22 protein-coding genes and 2 pseudogenes are annotated in these 24,613 nt (G+C 68.9%); 16 read left to right on the top strand and 8 right to left on the bottom strand.

Features of this window, described 5'->3' with window-relative positions; genetic code table 11:
* Nucleotides 1-8: 8 nt before the first annotated feature.
* Entirely contained in the window at nucleotides 9-1,298 is a 1,290-nt protein-coding gene (locus E1B00_RS02255) for an NAD(P)/FAD-dependent oxidoreductase (RefSeq protein ID WP_342774251.1), read from the top strand.
* A complete protein-coding gene (locus E1B00_RS02260) occupies nucleotides 1,295-1,642 on the top strand; it encodes a tRNA-binding protein (protein WP_139445192.1) in 348 nt (115 codons plus the stop codon). The genes E1B00_RS02255 and E1B00_RS02260 overlap by 4 nt, the downstream gene beginning before the upstream one ends.
* Nucleotides 1,643-1,719: 77 nt before the next feature.
* Here the strand turns inward: E1B00_RS02260 and E1B00_RS02265 are convergent, their stop codons facing one another.
* The 3 genes from E1B00_RS02265 to E1B00_RS02275 are packed head-to-tail and all read right to left on the bottom strand — an operon-like array spanning nucleotide 1,720 to nucleotide 5,968.
* Nucleotides 1,720-2,919, bottom strand: a complete 1,200-nt coding sequence (locus E1B00_RS02265) for an acetyl-CoA C-acyltransferase (protein WP_139445194.1) — start codon at nucleotides 2,917-2,919, stop codon at nucleotides 1,720-1,722.
* Between the two features lie 22 nt (nucleotides 2,920-2,941).
* Nucleotides 2,942-5,311 carry a 3-hydroxyacyl-CoA dehydrogenase/enoyl-CoA hydratase family protein gene (locus E1B00_RS02270; protein ID WP_139445197.1) on the bottom strand — a complete coding sequence of 790 codons (2,370 nt, stop codon included), beginning with the start codon at nucleotides 5,309-5,311 and terminating at the stop codon, nucleotides 2,942-2,944.
* A gap of 33 nt (nucleotides 5,312-5,344) precedes the next feature.
* Nucleotides 5,345-5,968, bottom strand: a complete 624-nt coding sequence (locus E1B00_RS02275) for a TetR/AcrR family transcriptional regulator (protein WP_139445198.1) — start codon at nucleotides 5,966-5,968, stop codon at nucleotides 5,345-5,347.
* A 230-nt stretch (nucleotides 5,969-6,198) separates the two neighbouring features.
* Here E1B00_RS02275 and ndk point away from each other — a divergent pair, with 230 nt between their 5' ends.
* From ndk to E1B00_RS02335, 12 genes are all read left to right on the top strand, one after another.
* On the top strand, nucleotides 6,199-6,624 hold the full coding sequence (gene ndk, locus E1B00_RS02280; protein WP_139445200.1) for a nucleoside-diphosphate kinase: 426 nt from the start codon (nucleotides 6,199-6,201) through the stop codon (nucleotides 6,622-6,624).
* A gap of 45 nt (nucleotides 6,625-6,669) precedes the next feature.
* A complete protein-coding gene (rlmN, locus tag E1B00_RS02285) occupies nucleotides 6,670-7,845 on the top strand; it encodes a dual-specificity RNA methyltransferase RlmN (protein WP_483964199.1) in 1,176 nt (391 codons plus the stop codon).
* Nucleotides 7,846-7,849: 4 nt separating this feature from the next.
* A complete protein-coding gene (gene pilW, locus E1B00_RS02290; RefSeq protein ID WP_176693087.1) occupies nucleotides 7,850-8,623 on the top strand; it encodes a type IV pilus biogenesis/stability protein PilW in 774 nt (257 codons plus the stop codon).
* A complete protein-coding gene (locus E1B00_RS02295) occupies nucleotides 8,620-9,480 on the top strand; it encodes a RodZ domain-containing protein (protein WP_139445205.1) in 861 nt (286 codons plus the stop codon). Before pilW ends, E1B00_RS02295 begins: the two co-directional genes overlap by 4 nt.
* Nucleotides 9,481-9,551: 71 nt before the next feature.
* The gene (locus E1B00_RS02300) at nucleotides 9,552-10,202 is read left to right on the top strand and encodes a YfgM family protein (protein WP_139445207.1); all 651 of its coding nucleotides are present in this window, start codon (nucleotides 9,552-9,554) and stop codon (nucleotides 10,200-10,202) included.
* Between the two features lie 4 nt (nucleotides 10,203-10,206).
* Nucleotides 10,207-11,427: an outer membrane protein assembly factor BamB gene (gene bamB, locus E1B00_RS02305; RefSeq protein WP_139445208.1), complete on the top strand. Its 1,221-nt coding sequence runs from the start codon at nucleotides 10,207-10,209 to the stop codon at nucleotides 11,425-11,427.
* A gap of 131 nt (nucleotides 11,428-11,558) precedes the next feature.
* On the top strand, nucleotides 11,559-12,956 hold the full coding sequence (der, locus tag E1B00_RS02310) for a ribosome biogenesis GTPase Der (protein ID WP_139445211.1): 1,398 nt from the start codon (nucleotides 11,559-11,561) through the stop codon (nucleotides 12,954-12,956).
* Nucleotides 12,953-13,528: an NTP transferase domain-containing protein gene (locus tag E1B00_RS02315; protein ID WP_139445212.1), complete on the top strand. Its 576-nt coding sequence runs from the start codon at nucleotides 12,953-12,955 to the stop codon at nucleotides 13,526-13,528. The genes der and E1B00_RS02315 overlap by 4 nt, the downstream gene beginning before the upstream one ends.
* Nucleotides 13,525-14,754: a molybdopterin molybdotransferase MoeA gene (locus tag E1B00_RS02320; protein WP_139445214.1), complete on the top strand. Its 1,230-nt coding sequence runs from the start codon at nucleotides 13,525-13,527 to the stop codon at nucleotides 14,752-14,754. The genes E1B00_RS02315 and E1B00_RS02320 overlap by 4 nt, the downstream gene beginning before the upstream one ends.
* A gap of 9 nt (nucleotides 14,755-14,763) precedes the next feature.
* Entirely contained in the window at nucleotides 14,764-15,900 is a 1,137-nt protein-coding gene (gene moeB / locus E1B00_RS02325; RefSeq protein ID WP_139445216.1) for a molybdopterin-synthase adenylyltransferase MoeB, read from the top strand.
* 159 nt (nucleotides 15,901-16,059) lie between these two features.
* The gene (locus E1B00_RS02330; protein WP_139445218.1) at nucleotides 16,060-16,473 is read left to right on the top strand and encodes a CBS domain-containing protein; all 414 of its coding nucleotides are present in this window, start codon (nucleotides 16,060-16,062) and stop codon (nucleotides 16,471-16,473) included.
* Nucleotides 16,474-16,480: 7 nt separating this feature from the next.
* Entirely contained in the window at nucleotides 16,481-16,681 is a 201-nt protein-coding gene (locus E1B00_RS02335; RefSeq protein ID WP_139445219.1) for a hypothetical protein, read from the top strand.
* 148 nt (nucleotides 16,682-16,829) lie between these two features.
* On the opposite strand, the gene E1B00_RS02340 is transcribed toward E1B00_RS02335, so the two are convergent.
* Entirely contained in the window at nucleotides 16,830-17,585 is a 756-nt protein-coding gene (locus E1B00_RS02340) for an SDR family NAD(P)-dependent oxidoreductase (protein WP_139445220.1), read from the bottom strand.
* Nucleotides 17,586-17,823: 238 nt separating this feature from the next.
* Here E1B00_RS02340 and E1B00_RS02345 point away from each other — a divergent pair, with 238 nt between their 5' ends.
* A complete protein-coding gene (locus E1B00_RS02345; protein ID WP_139445222.1) occupies nucleotides 17,824-18,717 on the top strand; it encodes an AraC family transcriptional regulator in 894 nt (297 codons plus the stop codon).
* A 45-nt stretch (nucleotides 18,718-18,762) separates the two neighbouring features.
* Here E1B00_RS02345 and E1B00_RS02350 read toward each other — a convergent pair.
* The 3 genes and pseudogenes from E1B00_RS02350 to E1B00_RS02355 all read right to left on the bottom strand — a co-directional run.
* Nucleotides 18,763-19,482 (bottom strand): annotated as a pseudogene (locus tag E1B00_RS02350) (efflux RND transporter permease subunit); the annotation flags it as partial.
* 54 nt (nucleotides 19,483-19,536) lie between these two features.
* Nucleotides 19,537-19,770 (bottom strand): annotated as a pseudogene (locus tag E1B00_RS15920) (efflux transporter periplasmic adaptor subunit); the annotation flags it as partial.
* Nucleotides 19,771-19,942: 172 nt separating this feature from the next.
* On the bottom strand, nucleotides 19,943-20,419 hold the full coding sequence (locus E1B00_RS02355) for a hypothetical protein (protein WP_139445226.1): 477 nt from the start codon (nucleotides 20,417-20,419) through the stop codon (nucleotides 19,943-19,945).
* A gap of 217 nt (nucleotides 20,420-20,636) precedes the next feature.
* Here E1B00_RS02355 and E1B00_RS02360 point away from each other — a divergent pair, with 217 nt between their 5' ends.
* On the top strand, nucleotides 20,637-21,509 hold the full coding sequence (locus tag E1B00_RS02360; protein WP_139445228.1) for a helix-turn-helix domain-containing protein: 873 nt from the start codon (nucleotides 20,637-20,639) through the stop codon (nucleotides 21,507-21,509).
* A gap of 346 nt (nucleotides 21,510-21,855) precedes the next feature.
* On the opposite strand, the gene E1B00_RS02365 is transcribed toward E1B00_RS02360, so the two are convergent.
* Nucleotides 21,856-24,351, bottom strand: coding sequence for a TonB-dependent receptor plug domain-containing protein (locus E1B00_RS02365; RefSeq protein ID WP_176693088.1), 2,496 nt, complete (start codon nucleotides 24,349-24,351; stop codon nucleotides 21,856-21,858).
* Nucleotides 24,352-24,613 lie beyond the last annotated feature (262 nt).

Consider the following 24,613-nt stretch of genomic DNA (forward strand, 5'->3'; position numbering starts at 1 on the left):
TGATGGTCATGGATGTCCCCAGCTTCTACCGCGCATCGGCGCAGTCGGACGCCCGCTTCGCGCCCCTGTCCGGGTGCCGGGAGGCGGCGGTCTGCGTCGTCGGCGCCGGGTTTGCGGGCCTCAATACCGCCCTGGGCCTGGCCGAGCGCGGCCTTCGCGACGTGGTGCTGCTCGATGCCGACACGGTCGGGCACGGCGCGTCCGGGCGCAACGGTGGCTTCGTCTTCGGTGGGTTCTCGCGCGGCGAGGAAGCGCTGCTGGCCGAGCTGGGTCCGGAGCGCGCGCGTGCGCTCTATCAGGGCACCCAGGACGCGGTGGAACTGATCCGCCGCCGCATCTCTCGCCATGGCATCCGCTGCCAGCACACGGACGTCGGCGTGCTCTGGGCGAACTGGTTCCGCGATCCCGCGCCGCTGCGCGCCCGCCAGCGCCTGCTGGCGCAGCACTTCGGCGTGCAGTGGGACTGGATCCCTGCCGCCGAGCTCGCCGAACGGGTCCGCACCCGCCGCTATGGAGACGGGCTGTTCGAGCGCAATGCACTGCACTTCAACCCTCTGGATTACGCCCGCGGCCTGGCGACCCTGGCTTCGGGCCTGGGCGCGGCGGTGCATGAGCAGTCGCCGGCCGTGGCGCTGGAGCGCGACGGCGCCGGCTGGCGCGTACGCACGCCCGAGGGCGAGGTGCGGGCGCGGCAGGTGGTGCTCGCCTGCGGTGGTTACCTGGCGGGCCTGCGCCGCGACGTGGATGCCGGCGTGCTGCCGATCGCCACCTACGTGATGGTGACCGAACCGCTGGGCGCGCGCCTGGACGAGGCGATCCGCACCCGCGCAGCGGTCTACGACAGCCGCTTCGCCTTCGACTATTACCGGCCGCTGCCGGACGGCCGCATCCTCTGGGGTGGGCGCATCTCGGTGCGGGACCGCTCGCCGCAGGCGGTGAAGCGGCTGCTCTATCGCGACATGATGAAGGTTTTCCCGCAGCTCGAAGGCGTCGGCGTCGACTACGCCTGGTCGGGCCTGATGAGCTATGCGCGGCACCAGATGCCGCAGATCGGCCGCGTGGACGAGGGCCTGTGGCTCGCCCAGGCCTTTGGGGGTCACGGCGTGGCGCCGACGACGATGGCCGGCGAGTTGCTGGCCGCCGCCATCGCCGGGGACGACCCGCGCTGGCGCGAGTTCGGCCACTACGGCCTGGTGTCGGCGCTCAAGCCTGCGGGATTCCTCGGCGCCCAGCTCAGCTACTGGTGGTACCAGGCGCAGGACGCGTGGAAGGACCGACGGGAGCGGTGGAAGGCATGAGTGCGCCAGCAGGCGGCGAGATCAGCTGGGCCGACTTCGAGAAGGTGCAGCTCTGCGCCGGCACCGTGCTGCGGGTCGAGGAATTCCCCGAGGCGCGCAAGCCGGCGTGGAAACTCTGGGTGGACTTCGGGCCGCACGGCGTGCGCAAGACCAGCGCGCAGGTGAAGGCGCTCTACGCCGCGGACGACCTGATCGGCCGGCAGATCGTCGGCGTGCTGAACTTCCCGCCCAAGCAGGTCGGGCCGTTCCGCTCCGAGTTCCTGCTCACCGGCTTTCCGACCGACCAGGGCGTGGTGATCACCACGCTCGAACGCCCCGTGCCGGACGGCACCCGGATGGCCTGAGGCGGCGCCGGGGCGGGAATCCGGCACAAAAAAAACGGGCCCCGAAGGGCCCGTTTTTCCTGCTTCCGCAGGCCGCGTCAGAGCGATTCGAAGATGCCCGCCGCGCCCATGCCGGTGCCGATGCACATGGTCACCATGCCGTACTTCTGCTTGCGGCGCTGCATGCCGTGCACGATGGTCGCGGTGCGGATCGCACCGGTCGCGCCGAGCGGGTGGCCGAGCGCGATCGCGCCGCCCAGCGGGTTCACCTTCGACGGGTCCAGGCCGCAGGTGCGGATGACCGCGAGCGCCTGGGCCGCGAAGGCCTCGTTGAGCTCGATCCAGTCGATCTGGTCCTGGGTCAGGCCGGCCTGCTTGAGCACCTTCGGGATCGCGGCGATCGGGCCGATGCCCATCACTTCCGGACGCACGCCGGCGACCGAGAAGCCGACGAAGCGGGCCAGCGGGGTCAGACCGTATTCCTTGATCGCCTTTTCCGACGCCAGCATCACCGCGGCGGCGCCGTCGGACATCTGCGACGAGGTGCCGGCCGTGACGCTGCCGCCGTTGCGGAACACCGGGCGCAGCTTGGCGAGGCCTTCCAGGCTGGTATCGGCGCGCGGGCCTTCGTCGTTCTCGACCAGCAGCTCGCGCAGCTTGACGGTGTTGCCGCCGAGCACCGGCTGGCGCGAGATCACCTGGTAGGGCGAGATCTCGCGTTTGAACTCGCCGGCGGCCTGGGCGGCCAGCGCCTTCTGGTGCGAGGCGACGGCGAAGGCGTCCTGGTCCTCGCGGGAAACCTTCCACTCTTCGGCGACCTTCTCGGCGGTGATGCCCATGCCGTAGGCGATCGCGACGTTTTCGTCCTTCGCGAACACCTGTGGGCTCATGGCCACCTTGTTGCCCATCATCGGCACCATGGACATGGACTCGGTGCCGCCGGCCAGCATCAGGTCGGCGTTGCCCAGGCGGATCTGGTCGGCCGCCATGGCCACGGCCTGAAGGCCGGAAGAGCAGAAGCGGTTGATGGTCTGGGCGGCGATCACGTTCGGCAGGCCGGCCAGCAGCAGGCCGATGCGCGCGACGTTCATGCCTTGCTCGCCCTCGGGCATGGCGCAGCCGATGATCGCGTCGTCGATGCGGGTCGGGTCGATGCCCGGGGTCTGCGCGACCACTTCGCGCAGCACGTGGGCGAGCATCTCGTCGGGTCGGGTGTTGCGGAAGACGCCGCGCGGGGCCTTGCCCACCGGGGTGCGGGTGGCGGCGACGATGTAGGCGTCCTGGATCTGCTTGGTCATGGGATTGTCCTTGGGCGCCGGGTCAGTTGCGAAGCGGCTTGCCGTTCTTGAGCATGTAGGCGATGCGTTCCTGGGTCTTGGGCATCTGGGCCAGGGCGACGAAATGTTCGCGCTCGAGCTTGAGCAGCCAGTCCTCGTCGACGATCGCGCCGCGGTCCACTTCGCCGCCGCACATCACGGTGGCGATGCGCTTGCTGACCTCGTAGTCGTGGGCGGAGATGAAGCGGCCCTCGAGCATGTTCTCCAGCATCATCCGGAAGGTGGCGATGCCGACGTCGCCGGCGACCTGCACCTGGCGGGCGGGCAGGGGCGGGCGGTAGCCCGACTCGGCCAGGGCCCGGGCCTGGGCCTTGGCCACGTAAAGTAGCTCGTACTGGTTGAACACCACCACGTCGCTGTCGCGGGCCAGCTTCATTTCCTTGGCCTCGAGCGCGGACGCCGACACCTTGCCCATCGCGATCGTCTCGAAGTAGGGCTTGAGCGCGGCGAACACGTCGCCGCCCGGACCGGCGGCGGCGGAGGCGCGCACGGCGATCTCCTTCAGGCCGCCACCGGCCGGCAGCAGGCCGACGCCGGCCTCGACCAGGCCGATGTAGCTCTCCAGGCCGAACACGGTGCGGGCAGAATGCATCTGGAACTCGCAGCCGCCGCCCAGGGCCAGGCCGCGCACGGCGGCGACCACGGGCACCAGGGCGTACTTGATGCGCTGGCTGGTGGCCTGGAAGGTCGCCACCATCGCCTCGAACTCGGCGAGCTTGCCGGCCTGCAGCGAAGCCATGGCGCCCGACAGGTCGGCACCGGCCGAGAAGGGTTCCTTCGGCTGCCAGATCACCAGGCCGCGGAAGTCCTTCTCGGCGACGTCGATGGCCTGCTGCACGCCGGCCAGCACGCCGTCGCCGACGGTGTTCATCTTGGTCTTGAAGCTCAACACGGCGATGCCGTCGCCGTCGTGCCACATGCGCACCGCGTCGGTCTCGAACACGGTGTCGCCCGGGGCGGCGCGTTCGCCCAGCACCGGGTCGGGGAAACGCTGGCGGTTGTACACGGCCAGGTTCGAGCGCGGCAGCTTGTCGTTGCGCACCGGGCTGAAGCTGCCCTCGGCGGCGTGCACGCCCTCGCGGCCGTCGAACACCCAGTCCGGCAGCGGCGCGCTGGACATGGCCTTGCCGGCCACGATGTCCTCGGCGATCCACTCGGCCACCTGCTTCCAGCCGGCGGCCTGCCAGGTCTCGAACGGGCCCAGGCTCCAGCCGTAGCCCCAGCGGATGGCCAGGTCGACGTCGCGCGCGGTCTCGGCGATCGAGGCCAGGTGGTAGGCGCTGTAGTGGAACAGGTCGCGGAACACCGACCACAGGAACTGCGCCTGCGGGTGCGCGCTGGCGCGCAGCTGGGCGAACTTCTCGGCCGGGTTCTTGTTCTTCAGGATCGCGACCACCTCGGCCGCCGCCTCGCCGCTGGCGGGACGGTAGTCCTGGGCCTTGAGGTCCAGCACCACGATGTCCTTGCCCTTCTTCATGAAGATGCCGGCGCCGGTCTTCTGGCCAAGCGCGCCCTTGGCGATCAGCGCCTGCAGCCAGTCCGGGGCCTTGAAGTACTTGTGCCAGGGATCGTCCGGCAGGGTGTCGGCCATGGTCTTGATGACGTGGGCCATGGTGTCGAGGCCGACCACGTCGGAGGTGCGGTAGGTCGCCGATTTCGGGCGGCCGAGCAGGGGGCCGGTGAGCGCGTCCACCTCGTCGAAACCCAGGCCGAACTGGCCGGTGTGGTGCAGGGTCGAGAGGATGGAGAAGACGCCGATGCGGTTGCCGATGAAGTTCGGCGTGTCCTTGGCGTAGACCACCCCCTTGCCCAGGGTCGTGACCAGGAAAGTCTCAAGTCCTTCAAGGACTTCCCGGTCAGTCTTCACGCAGGGGATCAACTCGGCCAGGTGCATGTAGCGCGGCGGGTTGAAGAAATGCACGCCGCAGAACCGGTGGTGAAGCGATTCCGGAAGAACCTCCGCCAAGCCATTGATCGACAAGCCGGAAGTGTTGGACGCCAGGATCGCATGCGGGGCCACATAGGCCTCGATGCGGTCGTACAGCGCCTTCTTCCAGTCCATGCGCTCGGCGATGGCCTCGATGATCAGGTCGCAGTCCTTGAGCAGGTCCAGGTGCTGGTCGTAGTTGGCCGCGGTGATCGCGGCCGCCTTGGACTTGCTGGCGAAGGGTGCCGGCGAGAGCTTGCCCAGGTTGGCGATCGCCTTGTCGACGATGCCGTTGGGCGGGCCTTCCTTGGCGGGAAGGTCGAACAGGACGGTGTCGACGTCGGCGTTGACGAGGTGGGCGGCGATCTGCGCGCCCATCACGCCGGCGCCGAGCACGGCCACCTTGCGGATGCGGAGTTGCGGCATGGGAAAAGCTCCGTGGGAGGAGGAGGGGGTGGGTCAGCCGTCGGCGCGCAGGCCGGCGGCGGCGAAGCGGATCAGGGTCTGGGCGGCCTTCTCGCAGTGGGCCTTCTCGGACACGCCGGTGGGCCGCTTGATCAGGCCGAAATCGGCCATGGCGTAGGTCAGGGCGCCGGCGGTGAAGTCCAGGCGCCAGTACAGGTCTTCCTTGGCCAGGGCCGGCACCGCGGCGCCGATGGCCTTGGCGAACTCGCGCAGCACGTGGCCATAGTTGTCGGACAGGAACTTGCGCAGGCGGTCGTTCTTCTCGGCGAAGGCGCGGGCCAGCACGCGCACGAAGGCCGAGCCGCCGTGGCGGTCGATGGTCAGGGCCAGGGGCGGTTCGATGAAGGCGGCCAGGATGGCCTCGAGGTCGCCGGGGCGCTCTTCCTGGGCCTTGCGCAGCTGGGCCAGGCGGCGCTCGCTCATCTCGTCCATGCGGCGGCGGAAGACCTCGTTGACCAGGTTCTCCTTGCTGCCGAAGTGGTAGTTCACCGCCGCGATGTTGACGTCGGCCCGGCTGGTCACCTGGCGCAACGAGGTGCCGGCGAACCCGTGCTGGGCGAAGAGCTCCTCGGCCGCGCCGAGGATGCGTTCCTTGGTGTTGAAGTGGGTCGTCGTCATGGCCTGCCAGCGTTCGATTCAAACGGGTGTTGGCGAGTGTACTCCGGCCGGGCCGGCCGTCAAATGGCCAATTCAAACGGCTGACGGAACCCTTCGTCCCGGCACCGGGCCCAGGGCAGGGTGGAGCATGCTGCTGGAAATATTCAGGGAAATGCGCTAAACCCTCGTTCGTGCGGGGTTTTGTGCTAGATTTACGGGCTTCCGAAACCCCTAAACCACGGAGTTAGACCATGGCGCTGGAGCGCACCATTTCCATCATCAAACCCGACGCGGTCGCCAAGAACGTCATCGGCGAGATCTACGCCCGCTTCGAGAAGGCCGGCCTGAAGGTCGTCGCCGCCAAGATGAAGCACCTCTCGCGCAAGGAAGCCGAAGGTTTCTACGCCGTGCACCGCGAGCGTCCGTTCTTCAACGCGCTGGTCGAGTTCATGATCTCCGGCCCGGTGATGATCCAGGTGCTGGAAGGCGAGAACGCGGTGCAGAAGAACCGCGACCTGATGGGCGCCACCAACCCGAAGGAAGCCGCCGCCGGCACGATCCGCGCCGATTTCGCGCAGTCGATCGACGCCAACGCCGTGCACGGTTCCGACAGCCTCGAGAATGCCGCGATCGAAACCGCGTATTTCTTCGCCGCCACCGAGCTGTGCCCGCGCTGAGCGGATGACGTCGTGAACGAGACCTCGGACAAGTCCATCCCGCTGCTGGTCAACCCGGCACCGGAAACCGCGCCGGCAACGCCGGTGCGGGTGAACCTGCTCGACCTCGATCGCGAGGGCATGGAGCGCTTCTTCGCCGAAACCCTCGGCGAGAAGCGCTTCCGCGCCCACCAGGTGATGAAGTGGATCTACCACCAGCACGTCACCGACTTCGGCCAGATGACCGACGTGGGCAAGGCGCTGCGCGCCAAGCTCGAGGCCCATGCCGAAGTCCGGCCGCCGCTGGTGCAGTTCGACAAGCCGTCCACGGACGGGACCCACAAGTGGCTGCTGGGCATGGACTCCGGCAATGCCATCGAGACCGTGTTCATCCCCGACAAGGGCCGCGGCACGCTGTGCGTGTCCAGCCAGGTCGGCTGCGGCCTGAACTGCCAGTTCTGTTCCACCGCCACCCAGGGCTTCAACCGCAACCTCAGCACCGCCGAGATCATCGGCCAGGTGTGGGTGGCGTCCAAGCACCTGGGCAACAAGACCCACCTGCACCGCAAGCTCACCAACGTGGTGATGATGGGCATGGGCGAGCCGCTGCTGAATTTCGACAACGTCGTGCGCGCCATGAGCCTGATGCGCGACGACCTGGGCTTCGGTCTCGCGAACAAGCGCGTGACGCTCTCGACCGCCGGCCTGGTGCCGATGATCGACAGGCTGGGCGAGGCGAGCGACGTGTCGCTGGCGGTCTCGCTGCACGCCCCGAACGACGAGCTGCGCACCCAGCTGGTGCCGCTCAACAAGAAATACCCGATCGAAGAACTGATGGGCGCCTGCGTGCGCTACCTGCAGCGCCGCCGCAAGGGCGAGTCCATCACCTTCGAGTACACCCTGATGAAGGGCGTCAACGACACGCCGGAAATCGCCCGGCAGCTGGTGCGGCTGATGAAGCAGTTCAGCAACCAGCTGCAGTATTCCGACGCCGCCAAGGTGAACCTGATCCCGTTCAACCCGTTCCCCGGTACGCGCTTCGAGCGCAGCGGCGAGACCGAGATCCGCGCGTTCCAGAAGATCCTGCTCGACGCCGGCGTGCTGACGATGGTGCGCCGCACCCGCGGCGACGACATCGACGCCGCCTGCGGCCAGCTCAAGGGGCAGGTGATGGACCGCACCCGCCGCCAGTCCGAATTCAAGCGCAAGCTCGAACAACAGGGAGTTTCCGATGCGGCATGAGCCCATGCGTCTTCTTGCCTTCGTCGCGCTGGTCGCGATCGCGGGCTGTGCCAGCACCAGCGGTGGCGGCACGACGCAGTCGACGGGCAGCGCCGGCGGCACCCACACGACGATGAGCAACAAGGGTCTGGCCAACCTCAACCTGGCCCACAACTACATGAACTCGGGCAAGCTCGACTACGCCATGGACCGCGCGAACCGTGCCCTGCGCAGCGACCCGAATTCGCCCGACGTGCAGATCGTGATGGGCCTGATCCGCGAGAAGCTGGGCGACAACGAGCGCGCCGGCCAGCACTACGCCCAGGCGGTGAAGCAGGCGCCGGAAGCCGGCCACGTGCTCAACGTGAATGCGGTCTGGCTTTGCCGCCAGGGAGCGGTGGAGGAGTCCGACGCGCTGTTCAGCCGCGCAGTCAGGGATCCGTTCTACAAGGCCAAGCAGCAGGCGTATTTCAATGCCGGCAAATGCGCGCTGCAGGGCGGGCGGCTGGAGCGGGCCGAACAGTATCTGCGCCAGGGCGTCGAGTTGGCGCCGCAGGACCCGCTGCTGCTCGCCCAGCTGGCCGAGGTGAAGTTCCGCCAGGGGGATTTCATGGCGGCGCGGGCCTTCTTCCAGCGGCGCGAATCGCTGGGCGCGCCCAGCGCCGAGTTGCTCGACCTCGCAGTGCGCATCGAACAGGGTGCCGGCGATACCGTCGCCGCGGACCGCTATCGTCGCCGCCTCAACGAACAGTTTCCGAACTACACGCCGCCCGCCGCGGAGGGGACGCGTCAGCCATGAGCAGTGAAGGTACGCAGGAGGTCCTGTTCCAGGACCCGATCGGTATTCGCCTGCGGCAGGGCCGCGAAAAGGCGGGTCTCAGCCTCGAGCAGGCCGGCCAGCAGCTGAAGCTGCCGGTCGCCATCGTCGAAGCCATGGAGCGCGACGACTGGCAGCGGCTGGGCGCGCCGATCTACGTGCGCAGCTACCTCGGCAGCTACCTGCGCCTGGTCGGGCTGCCGGCGGCGCTGGCCGAGCAGGTCGCGCAGGACAAGCCGACGCCGCAGTTGGTCAGCCTGGGCGGCAGCTCGCGGGTGCGCCATGCGCTCAACCATTCGATGCGCAACGTCGTCTATCTGGTCATGACCGCGGTGCTGGTGCTGCCGGTGGTCCTGGTCGTGCGTCATTACCAGTCGGCGCGGCCGGCCGAAGAACTCACGCTCGAGCCGCAGGCGACCCTGGTTACGGCAGCTCCACTCGCCGCCGAACCGTCGCCGCCGTCCGTGACCGACGTGCCGGCGCTGGCAGCCACCGCCGAGTCCGCGACGACCGAGGCGGCCGGTCCGGCGCCCGTGATGGCGTCGATGGCTCCCTTCCAGAAGTCCGAAGCCTCGAGCGACCTGCTGCTGCGCTTCTCCGGCGAGAGCTGGGTGGACGTGGTCGATGCCCGCGGCCTGCGGGTCGAACGCGGCCTGGTCGCGGCGGGTAGCGAGCGCCGTTACGCCCCGGGTCAGGTTGCACGCATCACGCTCGGCAACGCCGAAGCGGTGCAGGTGAGTTTTGCCGGTGCGGCGGTCGATCTGACGCCTTACCGCGCCGCGAACGTCGCCCGCTTTGCGGTATCCTCTAGCGGCGAACCCGCTCCCGCCGGCAACTGATCCGGCGGCACCGCGCGCCACATAGCCACCTCCACCCGCCTGCGCCCCGCGCGGGCCCGAAGAAGCATCGAATGGACCAGATCGACGAATACGAACAGGGCGAACGCGTCCGCACCTGGCTGCGCAACAACGGCTCCTCGCTGATCGGCGGCGTCGCCCTCGGCCTGGCCTGCCTGGCTGGCTGGCAGTGGTGGCAGAGCCAGCAGGACCAGAAGCTGGTGGTCGCGGCCAGCGAATACGCCGCGTTCAACAAGGCCGTCGAGGCCAGGCAGGACGACAAGGTCGCCGCCCACGCGGCGGCCCTGCGGCAGAACCATCCGGACACGCCGTACCCGGCCCTGGCCGCGCTGCGCCAGGCCGATGCGCTGCACGCGCAGGGTAAGGACGAAGAAGCGGTGAAGGTTCTGGATGCGGTCGCGGGCGAGCACCTCGACCCGGCCCTGGTCGAGCTGGCGCGCCTGCGCGCCGCCCGGCTGCAGGTCGCGGCCGGCAAGGCCGAAGACGCCATCAAGCGCCTCGACACCTTGGACGAGCCGGCCTTCGCCGCCGTCGCCGCCGAAATCCGCGGCGATGCCGAGATGGCCCTGGGCCGTCGCGACGCCGCCCGTGCCGCCTATGAAAAAGCGCTGGCCTCGCTCGACGTTGGTTCGCCCACGCGATCCATGGTCGAGATGAAACTCACCGACGCGGGCGGCTCGCCGACCGCTCAGCCGGAGATCTGACCGCATGTCGTTCCGCATCGTGCTACTCGCCCTGATCCTGGTCTTCGCCACCGGCTGCAGCACCATCAAGGGCTGGTTCGGCGACAGCAAGGGCAAGGCCCTGGAACCGGCCGAACTCACCGATATCGCCAGCCCGATCGCCGTGGACCGCGCCTGGAGCCTCAACCTGGGCGACGGCCGCGAGAAGCTGGGTCTGCGCCAGAAGGTCGCGGTCGAGGGCGAACGCCTGTACGTGTCCAACGACGATGGCCAGGTGCTGGCCATCAACGCCGGCACCGGCGATGTGATCTGGGACTCCCAGGCCGTGAAGACCGGCAAGACCGGCAACCGCCTGCTGTTCTGGCGCCGCAAGACGATCGAGGCCGGCCTCAGCGGAGGTCCCGGTGTCGGCAACGGTCTGGTCGTGGTCGGCGGACGCAATGGCGAAGTGATCGCGTTCGACGCCGAGACCGGCGCCGAGCGCTGGAAGGCCGCGTCCACCTCGGAAGTCATCGCCACGCCGCTGGTCGCCGGTGGCCTGGTCGTAGTGCGCAGCAACGACGGCCGCACCTTCGGCTTCGACGCCGCCGACGGCACCCGCAAGTGGGTGTTCGACCGCGGCCTGCCGAACCTCAGCGTGCGCGGCAACGGCACGCCCGTCGCTGGCGGTGAGCTGGTCTACCTGGGTTACGACGACGGCAGCGTGATCGCACTGCGCCTGGCCGACGGCCTGCTGGCCTGGGAACAGCTGGTGGCCGAGCCCGATGGCCGCAACGACCTCGAGCGCATGGCCGACGTCGACGGCGAGCTGCAGCTGGGCTTGTCCGAACTCTACGCCACGAGCTTCCGCGGCCAGACTGTCGCGATTTCGACCACCAACGGCGAGCCGATGTGGAACCGCGACATCGGCGGCTACGGCGGTCTTGCGCTGCTGGCCGACCGCGTGGTGCTGGCCGACCCGGCCGGCACCGTCTGGGCGCTGGACCGCAACACCGGCAGCGCGCTGTGGAAGCAGGAAGCGCTGGCCCGCCGCTGGCTGACCTCGCCGGCCGTCCAGGGCAACTACATCGTGGTGGGCGACATCGAGGGTTACCTGCACTGGATCCGCGCGGACGACGGCGTGATCGTCGGCCGCGACCGGATCGAGAACTCGGCCATCCTCGGCACCCCGCAGGTTTCGGCGTCCGGCACGCTCTTCGCGATCACCGCGGAAGGCAAGCTGGCGGCCTACCCGCAGCCGCAGTAACCGCAGCCGCGGCCCGGAAGGGCCCGGCTGATCGCGGTGCGCCCCGGGGCGCACCGCAGCATCGCCCGGCCCATGCCGGGCGTTTCGCGCTTCGGCGCGGACGATTTTGAGCGTTCCAGGAGAGATCCACCGTGTTGCCACTGGTTGCACTCGTGGGCCGGCCGAATGTCGGCAAGTCGACCATCTTCAATGCGCTGACGCGCAGCCGCGACGCCCTCGTGCACGACGAGCCCGGCGTGACGCGCGATCGCCACTACGGCTTCTGCCGCCTGGTGGAAGACCGGCCGTTCGGCCTGTGCGACACCGGCGGCCTTTCCGGTGAAGAGGAAGGCCTGGCCGGCGCAACCGCCCGCCAGGCGCGCGCCGCGGTCGAAGAGGCCGACCTCGTGTTGTTCGTGGTGGACGGCCGCGAAGGTCCGTCGGGCCTGGACCAGAACATCCTTGCGTTCCTGCGCAAGTCCGGCACGCGCTTCTTCTTGGTGGTCAACAAGACCGACGGCATCGACGTACAGGCCGCGGTGGCGGAGTTCGCGCGCTTCGGCGTCGAGCGCGTCATCCCGGTGGCGGCCGCGCACCAGCGCGGCATCCCGGAACTGCTCGAGGAAATCATTCCGGAGCTGCCGGAAGACGGCGACGCCGCCGTGCTTTCCGAAGATCCGGGCCGCATCCGCGTCGCCTTCATCGGCCGTCCCAACGTCGGCAAGTCCACGCTGGTGAACCGCCTGCTGGGCGAGGAGCGCATGATCGCCTCCGACGTGCCGGGCACCACCCGCGATTCGATCGCGGTGGACCTGACCCGCGACGGCCGTGATTACCGCCTGATCGACACCGCCGGCCTGCGCCGCCGCGCCAAGGTCGAGGAAGCGGTGGAGAAGTTCAGCGCCTTCAAGACGCTGCAGGCGATCGAGACCTGCCAGGTGGCCGTGGTGCTGCTGGATGCGGGCGAGGGCGTGACCGAACAGGACGCCACGGTGCTGGGCCTGGTGCTCAACGCCGGCCGCGCCCTCGTGGTGGCCGTCAACAAGTGGGACGGCCAGGACAAGTACACGCGCGACCAGGCCATGTCGATGCTCGAGCGCAAGCTCTCGTTCTGTGAATGGGCCGAACGCATCACCATTTCCGCCAAGCACGGCACCGGCATGCGCGAACTGTTCAAGGCCATCCACCGTGCCCATGCCTCGGCCACGCACCAGTTCAGCACCGCCGAGACGACCAAGGCGCTGTCGATCGCCATCGAGAGCTTCCCGCCGCCGGTCGTGCGCGGGCACGCGGCCAAGATGAAGTTCGCGCATCCTGGCGGCGCCAACCCGCCGACCTTCATCGTGCACGGCAACCGCCTCAAGTCGCTGAGCGAGAGCTACCGCCGCTACCTCGAGAACTTCTTCCGCAAGCGCTTCAAGCTGGTCGGCACGCCGATCAAGTTCGTGTTCAAGGAAGGCGAGAACCCGTACGAAGGCAAGAAAAACGTGCTCACCGAGCGCCAGGTCAAGGCCAAGCGCCGCCTGATGAAGCACGTCAAGGGCAAGTGATCCCCCGCGACGCGATCACGCTGGGCATCCTCGCCGGCGGTCGCGGCCAGCGCCTCGGCGGGCGCGACAAGGCCTGGGTGCGTCATCGGCAGCGCTGCCTGATCGAGAACGTGCTGATGGCGATGCCCGGCGAGTTCGCCGAGCGCCTGGTCAGCACGCGAGCGCCGGACCCGCGCTTCGAATCGCTGGGTCTGCGGCCGGTGTTCGACCGCCGCGATGATTTTGCCGGGCCACTGGCCGGTCTTGAGGCGCTGGCCGGTGAATGCCGCAGTCCGTGGCTGCTGAGCGTGCCCGTCGATCTCGACGGTCTGCCGGACGACCTGCTCGACCACCTGCTCGGCGCCGCGGCGGCGGACGGCATCGTCGTGCACGACGCCGGCGGCCTGCAGCCGCTGCTGGGCCTGTGGCGCACCGAAGCGCTTGCGGCCAGCGCCACGGCCATGCTCGACGCCGGGGAATCGGCGGCACGTCGTCTGGTCGCCCAACTGCAGGTGGCGCGCCTGGACCTGGCGCCGCTGCGCCTGGGCAATCTCAACTCCCCCCGCGATTTTCCTGAAGGGTACGCACCGTGAGCCAGGACGTTCCGACCCGCATCGGTTTTGACGAGGCGCTGGCCCTGATCCACGCGTTTGCGCCGCGGCTGTCGAACGAGCGCGTGCCGCTGTCGCGTGCGCGCGGCGGCGTGCTTGCCGGCGACCTGGTCGCAGAGCTGGCGCTGCCGGGTTTCGACAATTCCGCGATGGACGGTTTTGCGGTGCGCGCAGACGAGGCCAACGCCGCGACGGAAACCGGCCTGGCGCTCGCCGGCGAGCAATTCGCCGGCGCCAGCCTCGGGCTGCAGCTCGGGGCAGGGCAGTGCAGCCGCATCACCACCGGCGCGCCGATGCCCGCCGGTGCCGATGCCGTGCTGATCAAGGAAGAGGCGAGGCTGCACGACGGCCGCGTGTTTCCGGGCGCGCCGCTGCGCCGCGGCGCCAACGTGCGCTGCGCCGGTGAAGACGTGGCGATCGGCGACACGGTGCTGCGCGCCGGCCAGGTGCTCACGCCCGCGCGCCTGAGCCTGGCCGCCGCCTTGGGCCAGGCCGAAATCGAGATCGTCCGCCGGCCGACCGTCGCCGTATTCACCACCGGCGACGAGCTGCGCCCGCCTGGCCAGCCGCTGGCGCCGGGCGAGATCCACGACAGCAACCGCGTTCTGCTGCAGACCCTGCTGATGGCCGAAGGCCTGGAGCCGGTGGCCTGGCCGGTGCTGCCCGACGATCCGGTGCGCATGGCCGCGGCCCTGCGCGATGCGGCCTTTTCCTTCGACCTGGTCATCACCTGCGGCGGCGTGTCGGCCGGAGAAAAGGACCACCTGCCGCAGCTGCTGCGCGAGCAGGGTCAGGTGCATTTCTGGAAAGTGCGCATGAAGCCGGGCATGCCCGTGCTGTTCGGCCGGCTGGACCAGGCCCTGGTGCTGGGCTTGCCGGGCAATCCGGTGTCCGTGCTCGCGACCTTCCTGACCCTGGGGCGCACCCTGCTCGACGCGCTGCAGGGGCGTGGCGAATCCCGCCCTTCCTGGACCGCGGCGCTGACGACGGCGATCAGCAAGCCGCACGCGCGCCTGGAATTCATGCGCGGCAATCTCACCTGCGACGCCGGCGGCCAGCTGCAGGTCACGCCGAATCCGGCGGTCGCCTCGCACCGCCTCAGGGCGGCCGCCGACGCCAACGCGCTGATCCAGCTGCCCGAGGGGGCAGGGGAGTACGCGGTGGGCGACCGGGTGACCGTGCTGCCTTACGCCGCCTACGGCGGCTAGACTTCGCCCATGCGCGACATCGAGGAAATCACCCCGGCCCAGGCGCTCGCACGCCAGGCCGCGGGCCGCCTGCTGATCGACGTGCGCGAGCCCGGCGAACACGCACTGGGCCTGCCCGAAGGTGCCCTGGCGGTACCGCGCGCGGCGCTTGAAGCCGAGCCCGGCCGCTGGGCGGCGGATCCGGCGGCCGAAGTGCTGCTGATCTGCGGCAGCGGAAAGCGTTCGCTGCTGGCGGCTCAGGCGCTGGCCGCCGCGGGCTACGCGCGGCCGGTTTCCGTGTCCGGCGGCTTCGAGCGCTGGCGTGCGGAAGGGCTGCCGGAAATGCCGGGCGCCCGCGAGGACGCGGATTTTCTGGAGCGCTATTCCCGCCATCTGCGCCTGCCGCAGGTCGGGCTCGACGGACAGCGGCGACTGGCGGAGGCGAGGGTGCTCGTTGTCGGCGCCGGTGGCCTGGGATCGCCCGCGGCGTATTACCTGGCCGCGGCGGGCGTGGGTACGCTGGTCCTGGCGGACGACGACGTCGTGGACCGCTCGAACCTGCAGCGGCAGATCCTGCATACCGAGGCACGCATCGGGGTGGCCAAGGTCGAATCGGCCCGGACCGCGCTGTCTGCGCTCAATCCGAGGCTGGCGGTCGAGACGGCGCCGGTGCGCGTCACGGCCGACAACGTCGAGGCGCTGGTGCGCGACGTGGACGTGGTGTTGGACGGCGCCGACAACTTCCCGGTGCGTTATCTGCTTTCGGATGCCTGCGTGCTGCTGGGCAAGCCGCTGGTCTACGGCGCGGTGCACCGGTTCGAGGGCCAGGTCAGCGTGTTCGACGCCGGGCGTCGCCGCGGCGAGGCACCGTGTTACCGCTGCCTGTTCCCGGAACCGCCGGCGCCAGAGGACGCACCCAACTGCGCCGAGGCCGGCGTGCTGGGTGTGCTGCCGGGCGTGATCGGGCTGCTCCAGGCCACCGAGGTCCTCAAGCTCATCCTGGGCCTGGGCGATTCGCTGGCGGGCCGGCTGCTGCATTTCGATGCGCTGCGCATGCGTTTCCGCGAAACCCGCCTGGCGCCCGACCCTGGCTGCCCGGCCTGCGCGCCCGGCCGTCGCCTCGGCGTCCACGACAGCCTGTCCCCGGCGTGCCGCGTCACGCCGTAACCAAGGAAAGTTTTTCGCGGACTTGAAAATCCGCCGTCCACGGCCGCGCCCGAACTCGGCTGGGAGCCCGGCGCGAACGCCATGGGACGGGTATTTCCAGGGGTGGGCGAAGTGGCACGGTTCCTGTATGTCTTCTGGCAAGCCGGCAAGGAGAACTGCATGAACGTCCGCGACGTGATGACCGCCGAGGTGTACGTGGTCGAACCCGAGATGAGCCTCCGGGATGCCGCCCGGATGATGCGCGACTGCGACATCGGCAGCTTGCCCATCCAGCGCAACGAGCGGCTGATCGGCATGGTGACCGACCGCGACCTGGTGATCCGGGGGATCGCCGGCGGCATGGAGTCCTCGGCGACCGTCGAATCGGTGATGTCCGACGGGATCCGGTACTGCTTCGACGACCAGAGCGTCGAGGAGGTCGCGACGAACATGGCTGAGCTGCAGGTCCGGCGCCTGCCGGTGGTGTCGCGCGAGAAGCGCCTGGTCGGCTTCGTGTCGCTGGCCAACATCGCCAGCGCGCGCGACCGCCAGGCCACGGACGAGCTGCTCGGCGGCACGGCCGAACCGCACTGAGCACGCCATGCCGCGCGGCGACAAGTCCAGCTACACCGGCAAGCAAAAGCGCCAGGCCGAGCACATCGAGCAAAGCTACCGGGACCGGGGCGTCTCCAAGGCCACAGCGGAACGGCGGGCCTGGGCGACCGTGAACAAGCTTGATGGCGGCGGCAAGAAGTCCGGCAGTGGCCGCCGGAAGGCCGGCAGCGGTGGCTCCAATGCCTGACTTGATATGCGCATAATGTATATTATGTCAATACAAGAATAGGGCTTGGCGATGAGCCGCGCGGCAGCATCGGTCTGCCTGATCCTTCCCGCTTCCACCCCCGGCCGCCGCGCCGGGATCGCCGGCGCGGCGGGTTCATCCGGGGATGTCAGATCACCTGGCCGCCGGATACTTCAATGCGCTGGCCGGTGACCCAGCGGTTGTCCGGGCCCAGAAGGCTCGCGATCATCGGGCCGATATCGTCGGGCACGCCGACGCGGCCCAGGGCGATCATGTCGGCGAACTGCTTGTTGAGCTCGGGCATGTCGCGCACCGCGCCCCCGAGGAAATCGGTTTCGATCGCGCCCGGGGCGACGGTATTGACCGTGATGCCGCGGCTGCCCAGTTCCCGAGCCAGGCACACCGACAGGACTTCGACGGCACCCTTCGCCGCCGTGTAGGCCGAAAAGCCCGGGAACGTCACCCGGGTCAGGCCCGAGGAATAGTTGACGATGCGGCCGCCGTCTGCCAGCAGCGGCAGCAGCGACTGGATCAGGAAGAACACGCCCTTGACGTGCACGTCGAACAGCGCGTCGAACTGGGTTTCGCTGGTGTCGGTGAAGGCGGCCATTTCGCCGTGCCCGGCGTTGTTGACCAGATGGTCGAAGCTGTCGCGGTTCCAGGTCCGGTGCAGCGCCGCGCGCACCTGGGTGACGAAGGCCGGGAAGCTGGCCACATTGGCCACGTCCAGCGGCAGCGCCACGGCCTTCCGGCCAAGGGCCTGGATCTGGTCGACGACAGCCTGCGCTTCAGCCGCGCCGGTGCGGTAGGTCAGGATGACGTCGCCGCCGCGGGCGGCGATGCTGATCGCGGTATTGCGGCCAAGGCCGCGGCTGGCACCGGTGACGAGGGAAATCTTGCTCATGGCTGGGGTCCTTTGGAGGTGTGCGGAATGCACGGGCACAGTCTTCGGCGCCGACCTTTCCCCAGGTTGTGGGTTTCTCTGATTTTCTTGCCTATATCTCCTGACTATCGCTCCTTTACCCCAGAATGCGCTTCTAACTTGAGCCTGAAAGGAAATTCGATTGCCTGATCACCCATGATTCTTGCCTTTTCGTACAGGTGACCTTGCGTCCGCCCCTGCCCCGGCCTACCGTACCGCCATGGCCGATACCCTCCTCGACGCCGTCCGGCGCTTCGCCGATTTCCAAGCCGACGCCCAGGGCGTGGCCGTCACCCCCATCCCGGGCCTGACCTGCATCCGCGCGACCCGGCCCAGCGAACTGCTCTACGCCATCTCGAGGCCCCTGGTCGCCCTGGTGGTCCAGGGCAGCAAGCGCGTGATGGTGGGCAACCAGAATTACGACTTCGGCGCGGGCGACTCCCTGTTGATCACCGCCGACATTCCCACCGTCAGCCAGATCACCCGCGCGAACGCCGCGGCACCCTATTACTCGCTGGTCCTTGATCTCGACCCGGCGGTCATCAAGTCCCTCGTCCTGGAGATGGATGTGGCCCGGGAAGGTCTAGGCGGGCCCGTGCGGGTCGAGCCCACCGACACGGACGTCGCAGACGCGGCCCTGCGCCTGATGCGCCTGATCGACCGGCCCGCCGCCGCGCAGGTGCTCAGGGCCGAACTCCTGCGCGAAATGCACTACTGGCTGCTCGCCGGCCGGCACGGTCCGGCGATCCGCCATCTGGGTGCGGCCGACGGTAGCGCGCAGCGCGTGGCCCGCGCGGTGTCCCTGATCCGCGCCCAATATGCGCAGCCGCTGCGCGTTGAGCGACTCGCCGAGGCGGCGGGCATGAGTCCATCGAGTTTCCACCAGCACTTCCGCGACGTCACGTCGCTGTCGCCGCTGCAGTTCCAGAAGCAGCTGCGGCTGATCGAGGCGAGGCGCCGGATGCTTTCCGAGGGGGCCTCGGCCAGCCAGGCGGCGTATGCCGTGGGCTACGAGAGCGTGCCCCAGTTCACGCGCGAGTACGCCCGGCTCTACGGCGCACCGCCGGTGCGCGACGTCCGGGAGGCGAAAGCGAAGCTGTCGACGGCCGCATGAGGGCATCCCCTGCCCGGCCGCCGGTGCGCTGGCGGCCTCCAGGCATCAGGAATGATGGCCATGCGGCGGCATGCGATCCCGCTCCGCGTGTATGCCCGGCGTCGAGCTTGTCGACAGGGGTTCGTCGGCCGTCGCGCCCCGCAGAGTGCGGCGCCTGATCGCCGAGTAGAACACCGGCGTCAGGTACAGGCCGAACAGGGTCACGCCGAGCATGCCGGCGAGCACGGTCACGCCCATGACGTTGCGGACCTCGGCGCCGGCGCCCGAAGCCAGCACCAGCGGCACCACACCGGCAATGAAGGCGAACGACGTCATCACGATCGGTCGCAGGCGCAGCCGCGAGGCTTCGATCGCCGCCTGCACCGGTGTCCTGCCCTGCCCCTCGAGCTCCCGCGCGAACTCGACGATCAGGATGGCGTTCTTGCAGGCCAGGCCCATCAGCACGACCAGGCCGATCTGCACGAATACGTTGTTGTCGCCGCCGGTGATCCACACGCCGCCGAGCGCGAACAACAGGCACATCGGCACGATCAGGATCACCGAGAACGGCAGCGACCAGCTTTCGTAGAGCGCCGCCAGCACCATCAGCACCAGCAGCACGCATAGCGGAAACACCAGCAGGCCGGCATTGCCCTGGCCGACCTGCTGGTAGGTCAGGCCGGTCCACTCGAAGCTCATGCCGTTCGGCAGCATTTCCCGCGCGAACTGGCCGACGGTGGCAATCGCCTCGCTCGAGGAGACGACGGCCGGGTCGGCGCGCGACACCGCGGCGCGGTACTCGCGGTCATCGATCCGGAAGAGAAGGTCGCCCGCCTTCACCAGGGCGCCTTCCTCGAACGCAACCTCGGCCAGGTAGCCGGAGACGCGGGGCCGGATCTCCACCCGTTCCGGTGCTTCCAGACGGCCGGTGAAATCGTCCCATTCGCGCACCTTTTTCTGCACGACCTCGGCGACGTTCACGCCGGCCGGCGGCGGTGCACCCGGTTCGCCGCCGCGGCTGCAGCCGACCGCCAGGAGCACGAGCAGCGCAAGGAAGGGACGGATCGCAGACATGACGGCTCCTGGGGGAGGTCGTTCGTGGGCCGGGGTTCCTGCGATCCAGTGTGTTCGGGAGGCTGGACGGCCGCCTCCCTCCAATTGGGGAGACGCGGAGCAATGCCGGCGCCGGCGTCCGCCGGACCAGTGGCCAGCCCCCCAGGCGCCCAGAGGGCGCTCGATCCTGCCCTCAGCTGCCGCGCGACCGGCGCGCCAACGATGCCCGCCGCGCGCCCAGCGCCAGCACCAGTCCGACCAGGACCATGTGCACCAGGAGCTCCGGCAGGATCCGCGACCACTGCGTGTTCGGTCTCAGCGGTGCGGCCGAAAGCGGCACCACCAGGTGGTTCATCACCACGTACAGCAGTGCGCCGTAGCCCAGACCCAGCGGCACCACCAGGCCGGCCAGCCGCGGCCAGGCCGCCATCGCCAGCCAGGGCGGCATCGCCATCAGGCCGATGATCATGAAGTGCAGCATGACGCCCAGCGCCATGACGTCCGCGCCGCCCGAGAATGCATCCGGCCCCAGCACGCCGCTGGCGATGGCCTGCAGCACCGTGGTCGCGGAGTAACCGCGGAACGGCGCGATCAGGCAGGCGTAGGCCAGGTCGAGGCTGCCGGCCAGCAGCGCGGTGAACAAAAACAGGCGTGTCGTTGCACGAGTCATGCGGGTGGCGCTCCCCTGGAATGCAGGCGTGACCTTAAGTGAGACCGGACCCGCAAGCGTGTGCCGGCGCCTGCATTTCGCCGGGCGGCACCGGCCGGCAAACCGAACGTGGAATGAACGCGGCGCATTGGTCCGAAATCCGCCTGCGGCGATTGGTCGGTACGTGCGCGCGGCCTGCGCCTAGCCTGTCTTCCAATCGCAGGAAGGAGTGCCCGCCATGACCCTTAACGAAGTCGATGTTCCCGAATTGCATGCGCTTGGTTTCGGCAAGTCGCTGGTGCTGGCTGCCTCGCCCCGGCCGCGCTTCAGCCTGGTGCGCGCCAGCGAGCGCGGAACCCAGGTGGATCTGCCCGCCGGCTGGTCTTCCGCGTGGATCGCGCTGCGCGGCCGGGTCAACGTCTACAGTGCACGGCAGTCGTGGGAACTTTCGGCGGGCAGCCTGCTGACATGGCAGGACGGTGCGCTCCGGCTGGCCGCCCACTCCCCGGCCTGGTACGTCGGCATCGCGGCGCCGACCACCTTGTGGACATCGCGTGTCCGTGCGCTGGTCGACGGCGCAGGCTCCGGCACGCTCTACACCCGGACCGTGCCGGTTCCCCGGGAAGTCCGGCGGCTCATCGTCCGGCTGTTCCGCCGGTGCCGCCAGCGCGGATCGGATGCGGCAATGCCGCTTGGTGCGCTGCTCGCCGCGCTGCAGGAGTCCCAATCCGACCTGGCCGTCCGGCTGCAGCGCTGCAGCGGCCGCACCCGGTTGCGGCAGGAGCAGTGCCTGCACCGTCTGCTGCGCGTGCACAACACCATCGAACACGCCCACGGCATGCGCGTTGGCCTGGAGGCGCTGGCCGAGGTCGCGCGCTATTCCCCGACTCACCTGATCCGGGTCTACCGCGAGGTGTTCGGCGAATCGCCGGCCGAACACGCGATGCGGCTGCGGGTCGACCATTCCTGGCGCCTGGTCACCGACACCCGCCTGACCATCGGCGACATCTCCGAGGCCATCGGCTTCGAGAGCAAGAGCGCGTTCTGCCGCTCGTTCAAGGCCCGCTTCGGGCGCACCACCTCGGAAGTCCGGCAGGCGGTCGCGTCCTGACCTTGGTGGCGGCCTTCAGGCTGCCGCGTCCTCCATCGCCGGAAACGCAGACGGCCCGGGGAGACCCGGGCCGTGTCTGCGAGAGCGACCCTGTGTGTCCGAGCCCCACTCTGAAGGGCCACAGGGTCGCGCGCCGTTGGAGAGAGAGTGGCATCGCTGACAGGAACATTGTCTGCCCGGACCGGGCTCGGAGGGTATTCCCGATCTGGTGCCTGCGTGACCCGGTCGGGTCATTCGCGTTTGCGTGGCGGGCGCGCGGCGTGTGCGCGCATGACGATCGCTGGACCCGGCAAAAAAAAGCCCGCGGGGTCGCCGCGGGCCAAACGGGGAACAGCAGCTCAGCCGATCAGAACGCCTGCGTGTAGCGCAGGTAGGTGGTGCGGCCGTAGGAGTCGTAGAGGTTGAAGTTGAACGGACGGCCGCCGAAGTCGATCAGCTCCGGATAGCGATCGCCCACGTTGGTGGCGCCGACCGCGATGCGGCCGCCCCACGGTGCGGACCAGGCGATCTGCACGTCGTGCGTGGTGTAGCTGGAGTAAGCGCCGTTCTGGCCAATGTAGTTGGCGTTCCAGGCGAACGCCCAGTCGCCGTAGGAGTAGCTGTTCTGCAGCGCCATGCGCAGCTCCGGCGCACCATCGAGATCGAGCTGGTCGAGCTCGACGCCGGCGGTGTTGGTGACCACGAAGTCCTGGACATAGGACACCACGAGCGAGTTTTTCAGCGAGCCGGCGTCCCCGAGTTCGAAGTCGGTGTTGAACCGGGCGTCGATACCGGAGGTGTTGAGCGTGCCGGCGTTGACCGTTCCCGAATCGATCTGGGTGATGCGGCCGGTGACCGGGTCGCGGACGATGCGCAGGCCGGCCGGGATCGGGCCGAAGCGGTCCGGGTTCAGGTCGCTGTCCACCACGTCCTGGGCGGTGACGGCGGTGATCGTGTTCTCGACCTCGATGTTGTAGTAGTCCAGGCTCATGTCGAACCAGTCCAGCGGCGACCAGACAAAGCCGGCGCTGTACTGGGTGGACTCTTCGGCATCGAGGTTGGGTGCGCCGAGCACCGTGGTGTCGACCTGCAGTTCGCAGTCGGGGTCCTCGCCCAGGGCGATGCAGGACTGCGGATCGCTGACGCTCTGGGCCGAGAAGGCCGGCTTCTGGGTCAGGATGTCCAGCGGCGGGGCGCGGAAACCCTGGCCGTAGGAGGCGCGCAGGGTCAGCGAATCCAGCGGCGACCAGCGCATCGACACCTTCGGCGAGAACGCATTGCCGAAGTCGCTGTAGTCGTCGAAGCGCCCGGCCAGCGTGACGTCGAAGCCGGTGCTGAAGGGCAGCAGCCATTCGAAGAACGCCGCCTTGGCCTTTCGGGTTCCCGAGGCCGAGTTGCCCGAGGAGCCCAGGATCTGATCCGCCTCGGACAGCGAGTCGAACAGGTCCTGGAAGTAGTCGTCGCGGTACTCGGCGCCGACCACGGCGTTGGACGTGCCGCCGCCCATCTCGAACAGGTCGAAGTCCATCACCGCGAAGACCTCGTCGGTCTTGAAGCGCGATTCGCGGCTGGTCGTCGCGGTCATGCCGGCCAGCACTTCCGGATCGGCGCCGTAGGGATCGCTCAGGTCGTAACGGCCTTCGTTGGCGAACTGCTCGGCCAGGTCGCGGACGATGAAGCCGCGGCCGAGTTCGATGAACTTGTAGTCGGTGCGGCGCAGGCCGAATTCGATGCCGGCGCGGTCGCCCAGGCGCCCTTCGAAGCCGACCAGGTAGTCGCTGTTGGTCGAGTCGGTGTAGGTGTCGCGGTTGCCGGCCGCGGCGAAGCGGTGGTAGTAGGTGGTGGACTGGCCGTCACCGACCACGATGTCGTTGGGCGTGCCCTCGTCCACCACCACCACGCCGGGAACCGGCGCGTAGCGGCCGAAGGTGTCGACCTTGGTCACGGTCGCACTCGCGTAGACGGACCAGTTGTCGTTGATCTGGTGGTCGCCGCGGGTGAACACCGACTTGGTGCCGGCTTTGGCCTCGTCGGCCGCCACACTGTTGAAGTTGAACGAGCACTGGCCATTGGCGGTCATGTAGAACGCGCCCTGGGTGCAGTCGAAGCCCGGAACCGCCCGGATCAGGCCCGCAGGCGTGACGTAGTTGTTTCCGTAGACGCTGACGCCGCGCTCGTTGCCGCCAATCTGGTCGCGCGTGTAGAGCATGCCGCGCTTGTTGGCCGAGAAGCCGCCGATGATCCGGGTGGTGTCGTTGGAGGCGCCGAACACGCCCGACATCTCTTCGGTGTCCGCACCCTCGACCTCGGTCTGGCCGAAACCGTAGCGCAGCTCGGCGCCGTTGAAGTCCTTGCGCAGGATCACGTTGACCACGCCGCCGATGGCTTCGGAGCCGTACACCGCCGAGGCGCCGTCTGACAGGATCTCGATGCGGTCGACCGCGGCGAGCGGGATCGCGTTGAGGTCGGAGCCGCCGGCGGCGAACATCGGGTTGGTCGGGGCGCGGCGGCCGTCGATCAGCACCAGGGTGCGGCCCGAACCGAGACCGCGCAGGTTGATGGTGGCAAGCGACTGCGCCGTATTGCCCGACTGCGGGCGGATGTTTCCGAAGGACGCGAAAGTGGTGTCGCGCAGAACGTCGGCCACGGACACGTCGCCGCTGACGTCGATCTGCTCGCGGTTGATCACGATCACGGGTACGGCGCCCTCGACCTCGGAGCGCTTCAGGCGCGAGCCGGTGACCTCGATGGTGTCGAGCATGGAAGACTCAGCGTCCGCCGCGGCATCGGCCTGGGCGAAGGCGGAAGGCGCCAGCGCCAATCCGGCGGCCACGAGCAGCGCGCGCTTGATGGAAAGGGACAAACGATCATGTTGCATCTGCAAAACTCCACGGCAAAAGGCCTCGCGGCCGGTGCAAGGATGTTTACAAGTCGTTAACGCCTGCATGGGTGCAGCGCGCAGCAACCCGATGCTCGTGCCTTGGTCTGACGATGTGCGGCGCTTGCGCGGGTCGCGCCGCTGCGCAACGCCGGCACACGACGCCGTGCGGCTGGTGCATGCGATGGACCGGTCGCCGGACCCGGACCACATTGGTCCTGGCGGCGGCGCGGGAATTGGACTTGTC

This window comes from Arenimonas terrae, assembly GCF_006265115.1.
Taxonomy (GTDB): Bacteria; Pseudomonadota; Gammaproteobacteria; order Xanthomonadales; family Xanthomonadaceae; genus Arenimonas; species Arenimonas terrae.